Source organism: Maricaulis sp. (assembly GCF_048268525.1).
Lineage (GTDB): Bacteria > Pseudomonadota > Alphaproteobacteria > Caulobacterales > Maricaulaceae > Maricaulis.
Genome location: NZ_JBLWVH010000001.1, coordinates 208385 through 221981 on the forward strand (window position 1 = coordinate 208385; position 13597 = coordinate 221981).

Consider the following 13597-nt stretch of genomic DNA (forward strand, 5'->3'; position numbering starts at 1 on the left):
AGGCCGATACGTCCGGCTCTTGTGCCGATATATTTTAGTTCTAAACTAATCGGGCGTTCTCGAGGGGAGATGGCCCGGGATGAAGATTGCCTGCCTTGGTGGCGGACCGGCCGGTCTGTATTTTGCCATTTCCATGAAACTGCGCGATCCCGGTTGCGAGATCGATGTCCATGAGCGCAACAAGCCCGGCGACACATTCGGCTGGGGCGTGGTGTTCTCCGACCAGACGATGGACAATCTGGCCGGCAATGATCCCGAGAGCGCGGCCACGATTGCCGACAGTCTCGCTCACTGGGACGATATCGATGTCCATTTCCGCGACACGGTCGAGACCTCGACGGGTCACGGGTTTTGCGGCATCGGTCGCAAACACCTGCTGAACATCCTGCAGGACCGGGCGCGCGAGCTGGGCGTCGGTCTGCACTTTGAATCCGAAATCGATGGCGACCTGTCGGCCTTTGCCGATGCCGACATGATCGTCGCGTCGGACGGTCTCAACTCGAAGATCCGGTCCCGGTTCGAGGCCAGTTTCAAGCCCGATATCGAGACCCGCCGCAACCGCTTCGTCTGGCTCGGTACGCACAAGGTGTTCGAAGCCTTCACCTTCATCTTCACCGAGACCGAACACGGTTGGGTCTGGGCCCACGCCTACCGGTTTGACGACCAGACCTCGACCTTTATCGTCGAATGTGCGCCTGAAACCTGGGAGGCCTGGGGGTTCGGCGACATGGACCAGGCGGAAACCTGTCGGGTCTGCGAGCAGATATTCGCATCCTGGCTGGATGGAGAGGCCTTGATGTCGAATGCCGCGCACAAGCGCGGTTCCGCCTGGCTCAATTTCCCGCGGGTGCTGTGTGATACCTGGGTGCATGACAATGTGGTCCTGCTCGGGGATGCCGCCCACACCGCCCATTTCTCGATCGGCTCGGGCACCAAGCTGGCCTTCGAGGACGCGATCATGCTGGCGGATGTCCTGACCAGCACGACAAAGCCGGTGGCCGAGGGGCTGGTCGACTATCAGGAGGCGCGCAAGGTTGAAGTGCTCAAGCTTCAAAGCGCCGCCCGCAATTCCACCGAATGGTTCGAAAACCTAGACCGCTATCTGGATTTCCAACCCAAGCAGTTTGCCTATTCATTGCTGACCCGCTCGCAGCGGATCAGCCATGAAAACCTGCGCCTGCGCGATCCGGACTGGCTGGCGGGCGTGGAGAGCTGGTTTGCCGAGGCTGGCGGGGAGGCCGGTGCGAAGCCGCCCATGTTTGCGCCGTTCACCCTGCGCGACATGCGGCTTGAAAATCGCGTCGTCGTCTCGCCCATGTGTCAGTATTCGGCCCGCGACGGCGCGCCCGGCGCTTTCCATCAGGTGCACTATGGCGCCCGCTGTCTGGGCGGGGCAGGGCTCGTCTATACCGAGATGACCAATGTCAGCGCCGATGCCCGCATCACGCCGGGCTGCACCGGGCTGTACACGGATCAGCATGTCGAGGCCTGGCGCCGGATTACCGACTTCGCGCATGAAAACAGCCACGCGAAAATGGCCATCCAGCTGTCCCATGCCGGCCGCAAGGGATCCACGCGGATCGGATGGGAGGGCTATGACGTGCCCTTGCCGGAGGGCAACTGGCCTGTCTACGGACCGTCCCCTATTCCCTGGGATCAGGGCAATCAGGCCCCCATCGAGATGACCCGTGACGATATGGATCGAGTCCTCGCCGACTTTGTCAGGGCCACCGGGCGGGCCGTTGAGGCGGGCTTCGACATGGTCGAGCTGCACTGTGCCCATGGCTATCTCCTGTCCAGCTTCATCACGCCGATCTCCAACCATCGCACCGACGCCTATGGTGGCAGCCTGGAAAACCGGCTCCGCTTCCCGCTCGAAGTCTTCCGCGGCATGCGGGATGTCTGGCCGGCTGAAAAACCGATGGCGGTTCGTATTTCCGCGACTGACTGGGTCGCCGGGCAGGGCATTGATGGTGATGACAGCGTCGCTGTTGCCCAGGCCTTCATCGATGCCGGGGCTGACCTGATCGACGTCTCCGCCGGTCAGACCACACCCAAGGGGCGTCCGGTCTATGGCCGCATGTTCCAGACGCCCTATTCCGACCAGATCCGCAATTCGTTGGGATGCGCGACCATGGCGGTCGGCAATATCTACGAGCCGGATCATGTCAATTCGATCCTCGCTGCCGGCCGCGCCGACCTTGTCGCGCTGGCGAGGCCGCACCTGCTCGATCCCAACTGGACCCTGCGCGCTGCCGCAGAGCTGGGTTATCGCGGCGTCGACGTGCCGCCGCAATACCTCGCCGGGTTTGACCAACTCGCGCGCAATCTCCAGCGCGCCAATGAGACGGAGTTTCGGGCATGAGCGCATTGGCTGGACGACGGGCCGTCATTACCGGTGGCGGAACAGGTATCGGTCTGGCCTGCGCACGCCGCCTGGCGGCGGAGGGTGTCGAGACGGTTTTGATGGGCCGCGACCTGGACCGTCTGCGAGAGGCGGCAGACGGTATTGGAGGGGCCAGCGCGATCCGTTGCGATGTCACCGATGATGACAGCGTCCGGTCGGCCTTCGAGGCTGCAGGCGCGGTCGATATCCTGGTCAACAATGCCGGGATCGTGTCGGCTGCGGCCTTCCATCGGACGCCGATGGCCGACTGGCAGCGTATCCAGGCAGTCAATGTCGAGGGGTTGGTTCGTTGCAGTCAGGCCGTGGCCGGTTCGATGATGTGCGCCGACTATGCCCGGATCATCAATATCGCCTCGATCGCCGGTCTTCGCGGCGGCGCCTATGTCGCGCCCTATGTCGCCTCCAAACACGCGGTCGTCGGCCTGACCAAATCGCTGTCACTCGAATACGCGCAGACCCGGCTGACCGTGAATGCTGTCTGTCCGGGCTATGTCGAGACCGAAATCGTCGAGAATTCCATCGCCAACATCATGGAAAAGACCGGCCGGACGCGCGACCAGGCGCTGGCCGAGCTGACCAAGACCAATCCGCAAGGCCGTCTGATCCAGGTCGAGGAAGTCGCCGAGGCTGTCGCCTGGCTGTGTTCGCCCCTGTCCGGCTCGGTATCCGGCCAGGCCATCGCCATCTCGGGCGGAGCTGTCTGACATGGTCGTATCCGCGCAAACCGGATCGATCGATGGACGGACGGCGGTCAAGCTGTGGCTGCGTCTCTACCGCCCGACCGCCTTGATCGAACGGGAATTGCGGACGCGCTTCCAGCGTGAATTCGGTGTCAGCCTGTCGCGTTTTGATGCCCTGGCCGCCCTCGATCGGGCCGAGACCGGCCTGTTGATGGGCGAATTGTCCGAGCGGCTTCTGGTTACCAATGGCAATGTCACGGGACTGATCAGCCGGATGGTCGCGGACGGCCTGGTCACGCGGACCGCGCTGGAAAAGGACCGTCGCCGCTTTCGCGTCGACCTGACGGAGGCCGGGCGCGCGACATTCACAATCATGGCCAAGGCCCATGCCGACTGGCTTGCCGACATTTTCGCAAACTTGCCTGGCGAGGCGGCCAACAGCCTGACTGACCAGACCGAACACCTCTTGCATTCCCTGCGAACCGAACAGGACGGATAGATCATGCTGGATCCAAAGACCTACGCCCCCGAACACTTCCTCTGGTCCTTCGAAGACGGCGTCGCGACCATCACGCTCAACCGTCCGGACCGGAAAAACCCGCTGACCTTCGAGAGCTATGCCGAGCTGCGCGACCTGTTTCGCGGTCTCGTCTATGCGCGCACTGTCCAGGCGGTCATTGTCACCGGTGCCGGTGGCAATTTCTGCTCCGGCGGTGATGTGCACGAAATCATCGGCCCGCTGGTCGAGATGGAGATGCCGGGTCTGCTCGACTTCACCCGCATGACCGGTGATTTGGTGAAGGCCATGCGCGATTGCCCGCAGCCGGTCATCGCGGCGGTTGATGGTATCTGCGTTGGTGCCGGAGCGATCATGGCCATGGCATCGGATCTCCGGATCGCGACACCCGCAGCCAAGACGGCCTTCCTGTTCAACCGGGTCGGACTGGCCGGCTGTGATATGGGCGCCTGCGCCATCCTGCCCCGCCTCATCGGTCAGGGCCGCGCGAGCGAGTTGCTCTTCCTGGGCCGCTCTATGTCGGCCGAAGAGGGTGAGCGCTGGGGCTTTTACAACCAGCTCGTGGAGGCGGATGAGTTGATGCCGGCGGCGAAGGCGTGGGCCAGCCGGATCGCGGCGGGACCGAATTTCGCCAATGCTATGACCAAGAACCAGCTCAACACTGAATGGGATATGGGTCTGCACACGGCCATCGAGGCAGAGGCCCAGGCCCAGGCGATCTGCATGCAGACCAAGGACTTTGAACGCGCCTACCGGGCCTTCGCTGCCCGCGAGACGCCGGTTTTCGAGGGCGATTAGATGTCTGACCAGTCCTATCTCGCCTGGCCCTTTCTCGAGGATCGTCATCGCAATCTGGCCCGTGAGGTGTCGGATTGGGCAGAGGCGCGTTTCGGTGCCGATGGCTTCCATGACCACGCCGATGTCGATGCCGATTGCGCCGCGATACGGGCAGCTTTGGGCGAGGCCGGAATAGTCCGCAATGCCGTTCCGGCAGCCTTTGGAGGCACAAGCGAGAAACTGGATGTCCGCTCCCTGTGCCTGATCCGCGAGCATCTGGCCTACCGCTCCGGCCTGGCCGACTTCGTTTTCGCCATGCAGGGGCTTGGCTCTGGCGCCATCTCCCTGTTCGGGTCGAGCGATCAGCAACAGGCCTGGTTGCCGGGTACCGGTACAGGCGAGTTCTGCGCCGCCTTCGCGCTGACCGAACCGGATGCCGGGTCCGACGTCGCCGCAATCTCGACGCGGGCTGAAATGGATGGCGACCACTATGTCATCAGCGGCGAGAAGACCTTCATCTCCAATGGCGGGATTGCCGACTTTTATGTGGTCTTCGCCCGCACCGGCGAGGCCGACGGCGCGCGCGGTCTCAGTGCGATCATTGTGCCGGCGACGTCTCCCGGTCTTGAGGTGGTCGAGCGGATCGAGACCATCGCACCGCACCCTCTGGCGCGCCTTCGTTTCGATCGGTGCCGGGTCCCTGTTGCAAATCGTATCGGCGAGGGCGGTGCCGGTTTCCGGATCGCCATGGGGACACTGGACGTCTTCCGCTCGACGGTTGGCGCTGCGGCGCTGGGTTTTGCCCGTCGGGCACTGGACGAGGCTACGGCGCGCGCCCGTGGGCGCAACCTGTTCGGGGCGCCGTTGGCCGACCTCCCCGGCGTGCAGACTCAATTGGCGGAAATGGCGCTGGATATCGACGCGGCAGCCCTGCTGATCTACCGCGCCGCCTGGACCAAGGACCAGGGCGCGGCGCGGGTCACGCGCGAAGCGGCGATGGCCAAGCTCCATGCCACCGAAGCCGCCCAGCGCGCCATCGATACCGCAGTGCAGATCTTCGGCGGGATGGGCGTCACCAAGGGCAGCGTACCCGAAGCGCTGTATCGGGAAATCCGGGCCCTGCGCATTTATGAGGGGGCCTCCGAGGTCCAGAAGCTGGTGATCGCCCGCGCCCACCTGGCGGAGACTGCGCCATGAGTTTTGATGTCATCCGGCGCATCCGGTTTGCCGATGTCGATCCGGCCGGGATCGTCTTCTATCCGCGCTATTTCGAAATGATCAACGCGACCATCGAGGACTGGTTCGAACAGGGCGTCGGCTATGGCTTCGACGCCATGATCGTGAACGGGCCGCACGGCGTTCCGCTGGCGCGAATGGAGGCCGAATTCAAGGCTCCCAGCCGGCTCGATGACACGCTGGTCTTCTCTTTGGTGGTGCGTGAGCTGGGCCGGTCCTCGATCAAGCTGACCATTACCGCCCGATGCGGGGACGAGGTGCGGATGATTGCCCGTCCGACGCTGGTCTTCATCGATCAAGCCGGCAATTCGCCGATCTCGATCCTGCCGGAATTGCGGAGCCGCATGCTGAACTTCAAGGAGACGGATTGATGGAGCGATTGCAACCGCCGGGCTGGCCGCGCCCCAAGGGCTATTCCAATGGCATCGCTGCGACCGGGAAAATGGTCTTCATTGCGGGTCAGATCGGCTGGGACGAGACCGAAACAATTGTCTCCGACGATTTTGCCGCGCAATTCCGTCAGGTTCTGGCCAACACGCTGGCGGTCCTCAGGGAAGGCGGAGCCGGCCCCGAACATGTGGTCCGCATGACCGGCTATGTCAGTGATCGCGACGAATACCTGGCGGCTGGGCCGCAGCTCGGCGCGATCTGGAAGGAATTGATGGGGCGCAACTATCCCGTGATGGCCTTTCTGGTTGTCGACGGGTTGATCGAGACCCGCGCCAAGATCGAAATCGAAACCACGGCCGTCATCCCGTCGTGACAGCGGGCCCGTCAGAGGCCCTGCACGACAAGACAGCCGGTCGACGCGTCGGGGAGGACGTGATGACAGAGCTTCAGCCCAGCGGTCATGCAGACCGTTTCACTCGCCGGAATCTGCCACCGCGGGAGCAATGGCCTGACTTCCGCTTTGACCTGCCGGAGCTGGCCTATCCGGACCGGCTCAATTGCGGTGCCGAACTGCTCGACCGGACAGTTGAAAAAGGCCTCGGTGATCGGATGGCGGTCTATTCCTCGGCCCGCTCGCTGACCTATGCCGAGCTGCTCTCCGAGGCCAACCGGCTAGCCCACTACCTGGTCGACGAGATGGGTGTCGTGCCCGGAAACCGGGTGCTGCTGCATGGGCCCAACGGTGTTGATCTCATGGTCGCCTGGTACGCCGTGATGAAGGCCGGCGCGGTGGCTGTGACGACCATGCCGATGTTGCGGGCCGGTGAACTGGCCAAGGTTATCGCCAAAGGGCAGGTCGGTTTCGCGCTTTGCGATCCGGCGTTGGTCGAGGCCGTGCGCGAGGCGGCTCGGAACGAACCGGTCCTGGGCCGGATCGAGTGCTGGGGTGAAGATAGCGAACTCGCGGCGGCGCTGCCCGGCAAGCCGGCGGATTTCGACAATGCCGATACCGCTCGCGATGATGTCGCCCTGCTGGCCTTTACCTCGGGAACGACCGGACAACCCAAGGCCTGCGCCCATTTCCATTCCAGCGTCCTGGCCATGGCCGACACATTCGGCCGCCACGGACTGAAGCCGCAAGCCGACGAAATCTACACGGGCACGCCGCCCTTTGCCTTCACCTTCGGACTGGGCGCCTTTGTCGTATTTCCGGCGCGCGCGGGGATCGCCGTCGCGCTGCCGGACCGACCGGGTTTTGATGCGCTTTGCGAGTGCATCGAGACCTTCAAGGCGACCACGCTGTTCACGGCGCCGATGGGATATCGTGCCCTGATGGCCAATTGGGACACACATGACCTGTCGTCCTTGCGCAAATGCGTGTCAGCGGGCGAGCACCTGCCAGCTGCCATCTCGGATGCGTTCCACCAATGCTCGGGATTGCGTCTGATCGACGGGATCGGCGCGACGGAGCTGATCCACATCTTCATCGCAGGCAGCGGCGAGCCGGTCCGGGTCGGTTCAACCGGACGGGTCGTGCCCGGCTACCAGGCCCGGCTGGTCGGCGATGACGGCGACGAGGTGCCGGTCGGCGAGGTGGGGCGCCTGGCCGTGCGCGGGCCGACCGGGTGTCTCTATCTCGATGACGACCGCCAGGCCGGTTATGTCCAGCGCGGCTGGAACCTGACCGGTGATCTCTTCCGGCGCGATGAGGACGGATATTTCTGGTACTTTTCACGGGCTGACGATCTCATTGTGTCGTCGGGCTACAATATCGCCGGCCCGGAAGTCGAACAGGCGCTGCTGACCCATCCGGCCGTGGCCGAGTGCGCCGTGGTTGGTGCGCCTGACACCGAGCGGGGCACCATCGTCAAGGCGTTCGTCGTGCTCAAGGCCGGTCATTGCGCTGGCGAAACATTGGCGTGCGCCCTGCAGGACCACGTCAAGGCGACGATCGCGCCCTACAAATATCCCCGCGCTGTGGCCTTCCTGGACTCCCTGCCAAAGACCCAGACCGGCAAGGTGCAACGCTTCAAATTGCGGTAGTGCGGGCCGGGTTCTGGCGGGCTGACTGCCAGTCGCTTGCTTGTGGTGGTCTTGAGATACCGCTAAAGCCGGTGTCGGGAAGTCGCATTGGATCTGTCCGGCGACGGGGCGTTGGAGGTGTCTGTGCGCGTAGTTTCTGTCTTGAGTGCTTTTGTCTGTCTGGCTGGCGGTGCGCATGCGCAATCCGGTGAGGCGCGTGAGGTGGCTGGCGAGGTCACCGCCCAAGCACCGAATTCGACCATTGAACTGACCCTCGAGGCCGGCCAGGTCGTCACCCTGACGACCGCCTCTGTGGATCGCCTCGACACCATTCTCACCTTGCTCGGGCCGGACGGTCGCGTGCTGGCCGAGAATGATGATCGCGCGCCCGGTGACCTCACTTCGCAGATCATCCACATGCCCACCGTCAGCGGCCAGTATTCGGCGGTCGTGACCGGCTATGGCGATGCAACGGGCAGTTATACGCTGTCGATTGCCGACGGTGTCGATGTCGGCCTTTCAAGCGAGGCTACCGTGATTGACGAGCGCGTGGTCGCGCTTGATCCAGGCCGCGCCAGCGTCAGCCAGGATGTCGATCTGGCAGCCGACGATATTCTCGTCGCCTCCACATTCGCCGTGACCGAGGGGCTCGACACCACGCTCGCCCTGCTCGACGCAGCGGGCAATGTCCTGGCCCAGAATGATGATCGCGGTGATGGCAGCCTCAATTCGCAACTTGTCTTCCAGGCTGAGGACGCTGGCCGCTACCGGGTCGAAGTCAGCACTTATGGCGGCACCGGAACCGGCGAGCTGATCTTCTCGCTGGCGACCGATCCGAATGCAGAAGTGCCGTTCGATTTCACCACCATCGAAGGCGAGCGCTTCGCCCGTCATACCGGGACTATCGGCTCCGGGCAGACCGAGTTCGACTATCCGCTTCAGCTGGAGGCCGGACAGACAGTCCTCGCGGTCGCCGATACGACCAGCGGCGATCTGGATCCGGTCCTGCGTCTGGTTGGAGCCGATGGCTTCCCGGTCGCGTTGAACGACGATCGCGGCGACGGCTCGCTCAACTCCGCCATCGCCTTCACGGCGCCGGAAAGCGGCGAGTACACGCTGGAAATGCGCCGCTATGGCAGTGGTGAGAGCAGCGGGGACTTCCAGCTCGACCTGTCCTGGGTCGATGCATCGGTTGTCGACACCTTGCAGGCCCTGCTGGAAAACCGGGTGTCGCTGAGCGGTCCCGAGTTGACGATCCTGTCGCCGGACTTCCGGGTCCTCTACACGCTCGAAGGCGTGGACGCCTCGTCGACCGAATATGCGCAGTCGGTGTCCGACGCCTTGCAGGAAATGCTCGACGTTCAGGTTTCCCGTATTGGTTGGGCTGAGCCGATCCGCGATGATGATGGCCGTTACCGCGCCTATGTCGCTGATGCAGATGGCTCGATGGGCGTGACCTATCCGGTGCAGATCGTGTTCGACAATTCCAATACCGGGGATGTCCGCGAGACCACGGCCGCACGGACCGTATTCGTGATCGACAATGATTTCGTCGGCATGGGCAAGGAAGCGCCTGTACACAGCCTGATGCGTGCCACCGCGACGCATGAGTTCAACCATGTCGTCCAGTTCGGCTACGACTCCGAGGAAGGCCTCGACTGGCTCTATGAAGCAACCGCGTCCTGGACCGAGACGACCACGGTCGGCGGTGACCAGGATGCCACCGACTATGTCGAGACCGATTTCGACGCGCCGGAAATGTGCTGGACGACCAGCGAGAGTGGCTTCGACTACTCCCAGTGGACCTTGCTGCAATCCATGGCTGACAGCTATGGCGAAGGCATCGTCGTGGACATGTGGGAAAACAGTGTCGAGCTGGACGGGTTCGAGACCATGTCAGCGACTCTCGACACGGTCGGCACAACGATCCCGGATGTGATCCAGCGCTGGCGCGCCCAGAATTACGCACTGGCCTATGACCTTGCTCCGGTCTTCAATTCAACTGTCCGTATCCATCACACGATGGACAGCGAAGCTGGCGTGAACTCCAAGGGCGGGCTCGAGCAATTGGGCGCCAACTACATCACCGTTGATCTCGACGGTCGTTACCAGTTTAGCGTGGACGGTGATGCCGAGCTGGAGCTTCTGGCCCTGGGCCAGCGTGGTGATCGTGTCGAGGTTGTCCCGCTGGGGCGCGGCGGCAGCATTGATACCGCCGACTATACGGGTCTCGCCCTGATGGTCTTCAACCGCACCATGCCGGACGCGCCGGGAGCTTGCAGTGGGGTCGGATACACTGTTAGCGCCTCCCCTTCGGTCGGGGGCCCGCCGGCTGCTGCCGCCTATAGCTTCAGCGCCGAGCATTTCGGCTCACCGAAATAGGCCTTCAAGCTGCGACACACAAAAAGGGGCGGCTCATTGCGAGCCGCCCCTTCTTTGTTCGATAACGGATCAACCAATCAGGCGAGGTCGAACCGGTCGGCATTCATGACCTTGGTCCAGGCCGCCACGAAGTCGGCGACGAATTTGCCGGCATTGTCGTCTTGGGCATAGACCTCGGCATAGGCGCGCAGGATCGAATTCGATCCGAATACCAGATCGGCGCGGGTCGCCGTCCAGCGGGCTTCGCCGGTCTTGCGATCGCGGATTTCATAGGTGCGACGGTCCACCGGCACCCATGAGTAGGCCATGTCGGTCAGGTTGACGAAGAAGTCGGTCGTCAGCGTGCCCTCGCGGTCGGTGAACACGCCGTGTTTCGTGCCGCCATAATTGGTGCCCAGCACGCGCATACCGCCTATCAGGACCGTCATTTCCGGAGCCGTCAGTCCGAGCAATTGCGTGCGGTCCAGCAGCATTTCTTCGGCGCTGACCACATAGTCGGCCTTCTGCCAGTTGCGATAGCCATCGGCCAGGGGCTCGAGAACGTCGAAGGAATCGGCATCGGTCATGGCGTCGGTCGCGTCGCCGCGGCCCGGTGAGAATGGCACCGCAACGTCATGGCCGGCTGCGCGGGCGGCCTGCTCGATGCCGACATTGCCGGCCAAAACGATGACATCGGCCAGGCTGGCACCGGCGTCGCGGGCGATCGGTTCGAGCACGCCGAGCACCTTGGCCAGACGGTCCGGCTCATTGCCTTCCCAGTCCTTTTGCGGCGCAAGCCGGATACGGGCGCCATTGGCACCGCCGCGCTTGTCCGATCCACGGAAGGTGCGGGCGCTGTCCCAGGCTGTCGATACCATTTCGCTGACCGAGAGACCGCTGTCTGCGATCGCGGCCTTCACCTTGGCGATATCAAAGCTGGTCGGCCCGGCGGGGATCGGGTCCTGCCAGATCAGCTCTTCGGACGGAACATCCGGTCCGATGTAGCAATCCTTCGGGCCCATATCGCGGTGGGTCAGCTTGAACCAGGCGCGAGCGAACGTGTCCTTGAAATAGGCCGGGTCGGCCATGAATTTCTCGCAGATCGCACGATAGGCCGGGTCCATTTTCATCGCCATGTCGGCATCAGTCATGATCGGCATGCGGCGCTGGGACGGGTCGCTGGCATCAACCGGCATGTGTTCCGGCTTGATGTTGATCGGCTCCCATTGCTGGGCGCCGGCGGGGCTCTTCTTCAACTCCCACTCATAGCCGAACAGAAGCTCGAAATAGCCCATGTCGAATTGCGTCGGATTGGTCGTCCACGCGCCTTCAATTCCCGAGGTGACCGCATTGCTCGCCTTGCCAGCCAGATTGGGATTGATCCAGCCAAAGCCCTGGTTTTCCAGCTCGGCGCCTTCCGGCTCGGGGCCAAGCGCTCCCGCATCACCATTGCCGTGCGTCTTGCCGACCGTGTGGCCACCGGCGGTCAGGGCCGCGGTTTCCTCATCATTCATCGCCATTCGGGCGAAGGTCGTGCGGACCTGGGCCGCGGTTTTCAGCGGGTCGGGCTGGCCGTTCACCCCTTCCGGATTGACGTAGATCAGGCCCATCTGGACTGCGGCCAGCGGGTTTTCCATCGTGTCCGGCTTGGAGACGTCTTGGTAGCGGCTGTCGGAGGGGGCGAGCCATTCTTTTTCGGCACCCCAATAGGTGTCGATCTCCGGGCTCCAGATATCCTCGCGGCCAAAGCCGAATCCGAATGTCTTCAGACCCATGTTTTCATAGGCGACCGTGCCGGCGAGCAGGATCAGATCGGCCCAGGAGATCTTGTTGCCATACTTCTTCTTCAGCGGCCAAAGCAGGCGGCGCGCCTTGTCCAGATTGCCATTGTCCGGCCAGGAATTGAGCGGGGCGAAGCGGATATTGCCGCTGCCACCACCGCCGCGACCATCGGCCAGGCGGTAGGAGCCGGCCGAGTGCCAGGCGAGGCGGATCATCAGGCCGCCATAATGCCCATAGTCAGCCGGCCACCAGTCCTGGCTGTCGGTCAGCAATGCGTGCATGTCGGCTTTCAGGGCATCAAAATCGAGCGTTTTGAGCGCTTCGTGATAGGACTGTCCGTCGCCCATCGGGTTGGGCTTGGTGTCCTTCTGGTGCAGGATTTCCAGATTGAGTGCGCGTGGCCACCAGGCCATCACATCACCCTCGGACGCCGTGTTGCCACCATGCATTACCGGACACTTGCCTTGGGAATTCGAGTTGTTGCCGTCCATGCGCTTGCTCCAATCTGGATTGATCGTCTGCCTCCGCCCGGATGAGCGGCAGCGGGAGTATCATCTCAAATCGGGGCGAATTGATCCAATCAATTTAATTTCCAATAGCTATAGATATGTCCACTAATCAACCTGGCCGACCGGTCAATCCAGGGCGACAAAGCCGGTACCGCTGCGGGCGTAGAGACGGATATTGGCTTCAGCGGCCTTGCGGAGGGCAAAGGCGGTCGGAGCCGAAATGCTGGCCAGCGCCGGGATTCCGGCGCGCGCGGCCTTTTCGATCAACTCGTAGGAACAGCGACTGGACATGACCAGAAATCCGGCCGTGTGATCGACGCCGTTCCGGGCATTGGCACCGATGAGTTTGTCGAGCGCATTGTGGCGGCCGACATCTTCGCGCGTGATGAGGATGTCGCCGGTTGCGTTGCACCAGGCGGCGGCGTGGACTGAACGCGTTTGCGAGTTCAAGGGCTGACAGTCCGTGAGGGACGCCATCGCCTTTGCCAGCGCGTCACAGGACAGCTCGACTGGCGCAGGGGAGACACGTGGCAGCGGCGTGATCAGGGTTTCGGCATTTTCCAGTCCACACAGTCCGCACCCGGCGCGGCCGGGCAGATTGCGGCGCCGGTGGACAATCTCCAGCCTCTCCAGACGATCCGGGACCAGTTCAATGTGCAGATCAATGCCGATGTCCTGATTGATGATCTCGATGGCCTCGATGTCCCCGAGGCGCGTCACGATGCCTTCCGATAGCGAGAAGCCGATCGCGAAGTCGGCGATGTCGGACGGGGTCGCCAGCATGACGGCGTAATTGCGGCGATTGTAGATGATCGCCACCGGCAGTTCTTCGGCCACAGACCAGGCCGTGCCATCGGCCAGTCTTGCAGGCCGGGATGACGGTGCCGAGCTGCCACGCTCGGTGATATGCGGCATC

The 13597-nt window shown here is 63.0% G+C and carries 11 protein-coding genes; 9 read left to right on the top strand and 2 right to left on the bottom strand.

All coding sequences use genetic code 11. The features are described from left to right. Positions 1 to 79: 79 nt before the first annotated feature. The 9 genes from ACN0X9_RS00870 (at position 80) to ACN0X9_RS00910 (ending at position 10411) form a co-directional block, all read left to right on the top strand. Positions 80 to 2365 (top strand): bifunctional salicylyl-CoA 5-hydroxylase/oxidoreductase, encoded by a 2286-nt coding sequence (locus ACN0X9_RS00870; protein WP_417485746.1) that lies wholly within the window; start codon positions 80 to 82, stop codon positions 2363 to 2365. Next, positions 2362 to 3111, top strand: coding sequence for an SDR family NAD(P)-dependent oxidoreductase (locus tag ACN0X9_RS00875; protein ID WP_417485747.1), 750 nt, complete (start codon positions 2362 to 2364; stop codon positions 3109 to 3111). Before ACN0X9_RS00870 ends, ACN0X9_RS00875 begins: the two co-directional genes overlap by 4 nt. Before the next feature lies 1 nt (position 3112). Next, positions 3113 to 3586 carry a MarR family winged helix-turn-helix transcriptional regulator gene (locus ACN0X9_RS00880; protein ID WP_417485748.1) on the top strand — a complete coding sequence of 158 codons (474 nt, stop codon included), beginning with the start codon at positions 3113 to 3115 and terminating at the stop codon, positions 3584 to 3586. Positions 3587 to 3589: 3 nt separating this feature from the next. After that, complete coding sequence (locus ACN0X9_RS00885; RefSeq protein ID WP_417485749.1) at positions 3590 to 4402, top strand: enoyl-CoA hydratase family protein; 813 nt, start codon at positions 3590 to 3592, stop codon at positions 4400 to 4402. Then, a complete protein-coding gene (locus tag ACN0X9_RS00890; protein ID WP_417485750.1) occupies positions 4403 to 5578 on the top strand; it encodes an acyl-CoA dehydrogenase family protein in 1176 nt (391 codons plus the stop codon). Further along, entirely contained in the window at positions 5575 to 5988 is a 414-nt protein-coding gene (locus ACN0X9_RS00895; protein ID WP_417485751.1) for an acyl-CoA thioesterase, read from the top strand. The genes ACN0X9_RS00890 and ACN0X9_RS00895 overlap by 4 nt, the downstream gene beginning before the upstream one ends. Next, positions 5988 to 6380, top strand: a complete 393-nt coding sequence (locus ACN0X9_RS00900; protein ID WP_417485752.1) for a RidA family protein — start codon at positions 5988 to 5990, stop codon at positions 6378 to 6380. Before ACN0X9_RS00895 ends, ACN0X9_RS00900 begins: the two co-directional genes overlap by 1 nt. A 62-nt stretch (positions 6381 to 6442) precedes the next feature. Beyond that, a complete protein-coding gene (locus ACN0X9_RS00905; protein ID WP_417485753.1) occupies positions 6443 to 8050 on the top strand; it encodes an AMP-binding protein in 1608 nt (535 codons plus the stop codon). Between the two features lie 123 nt (positions 8051 to 8173). Continuing rightward, complete coding sequence (locus ACN0X9_RS00910) at positions 8174 to 10411, top strand: hypothetical protein (protein WP_417485754.1); 2238 nt, start codon at positions 8174 to 8176, stop codon at positions 10409 to 10411. 77 nt (positions 10412 to 10488) lie between these two features. On the opposite strand, the gene katG is transcribed toward ACN0X9_RS00910, so the two are convergent. Together katG and fdhD are read right to left on the bottom strand one after the other, a co-directional pair. Further along, on the bottom strand, positions 10489 to 12663 hold the full coding sequence (katG, locus tag ACN0X9_RS00915; protein WP_417485755.1) for a catalase/peroxidase HPI: 2175 nt from the start codon (positions 12661 to 12663) through the stop codon (positions 10489 to 10491). Positions 12664 to 12807: 144 nt separating this feature from the next. Further along, entirely contained in the window at positions 12808 to 13596 is a 789-nt protein-coding gene (fdhD, locus tag ACN0X9_RS00920) for a formate dehydrogenase accessory sulfurtransferase FdhD (protein ID WP_417485756.1), read from the bottom strand. Between the last annotated feature and the right edge of the window lies 1 nt (position 13597).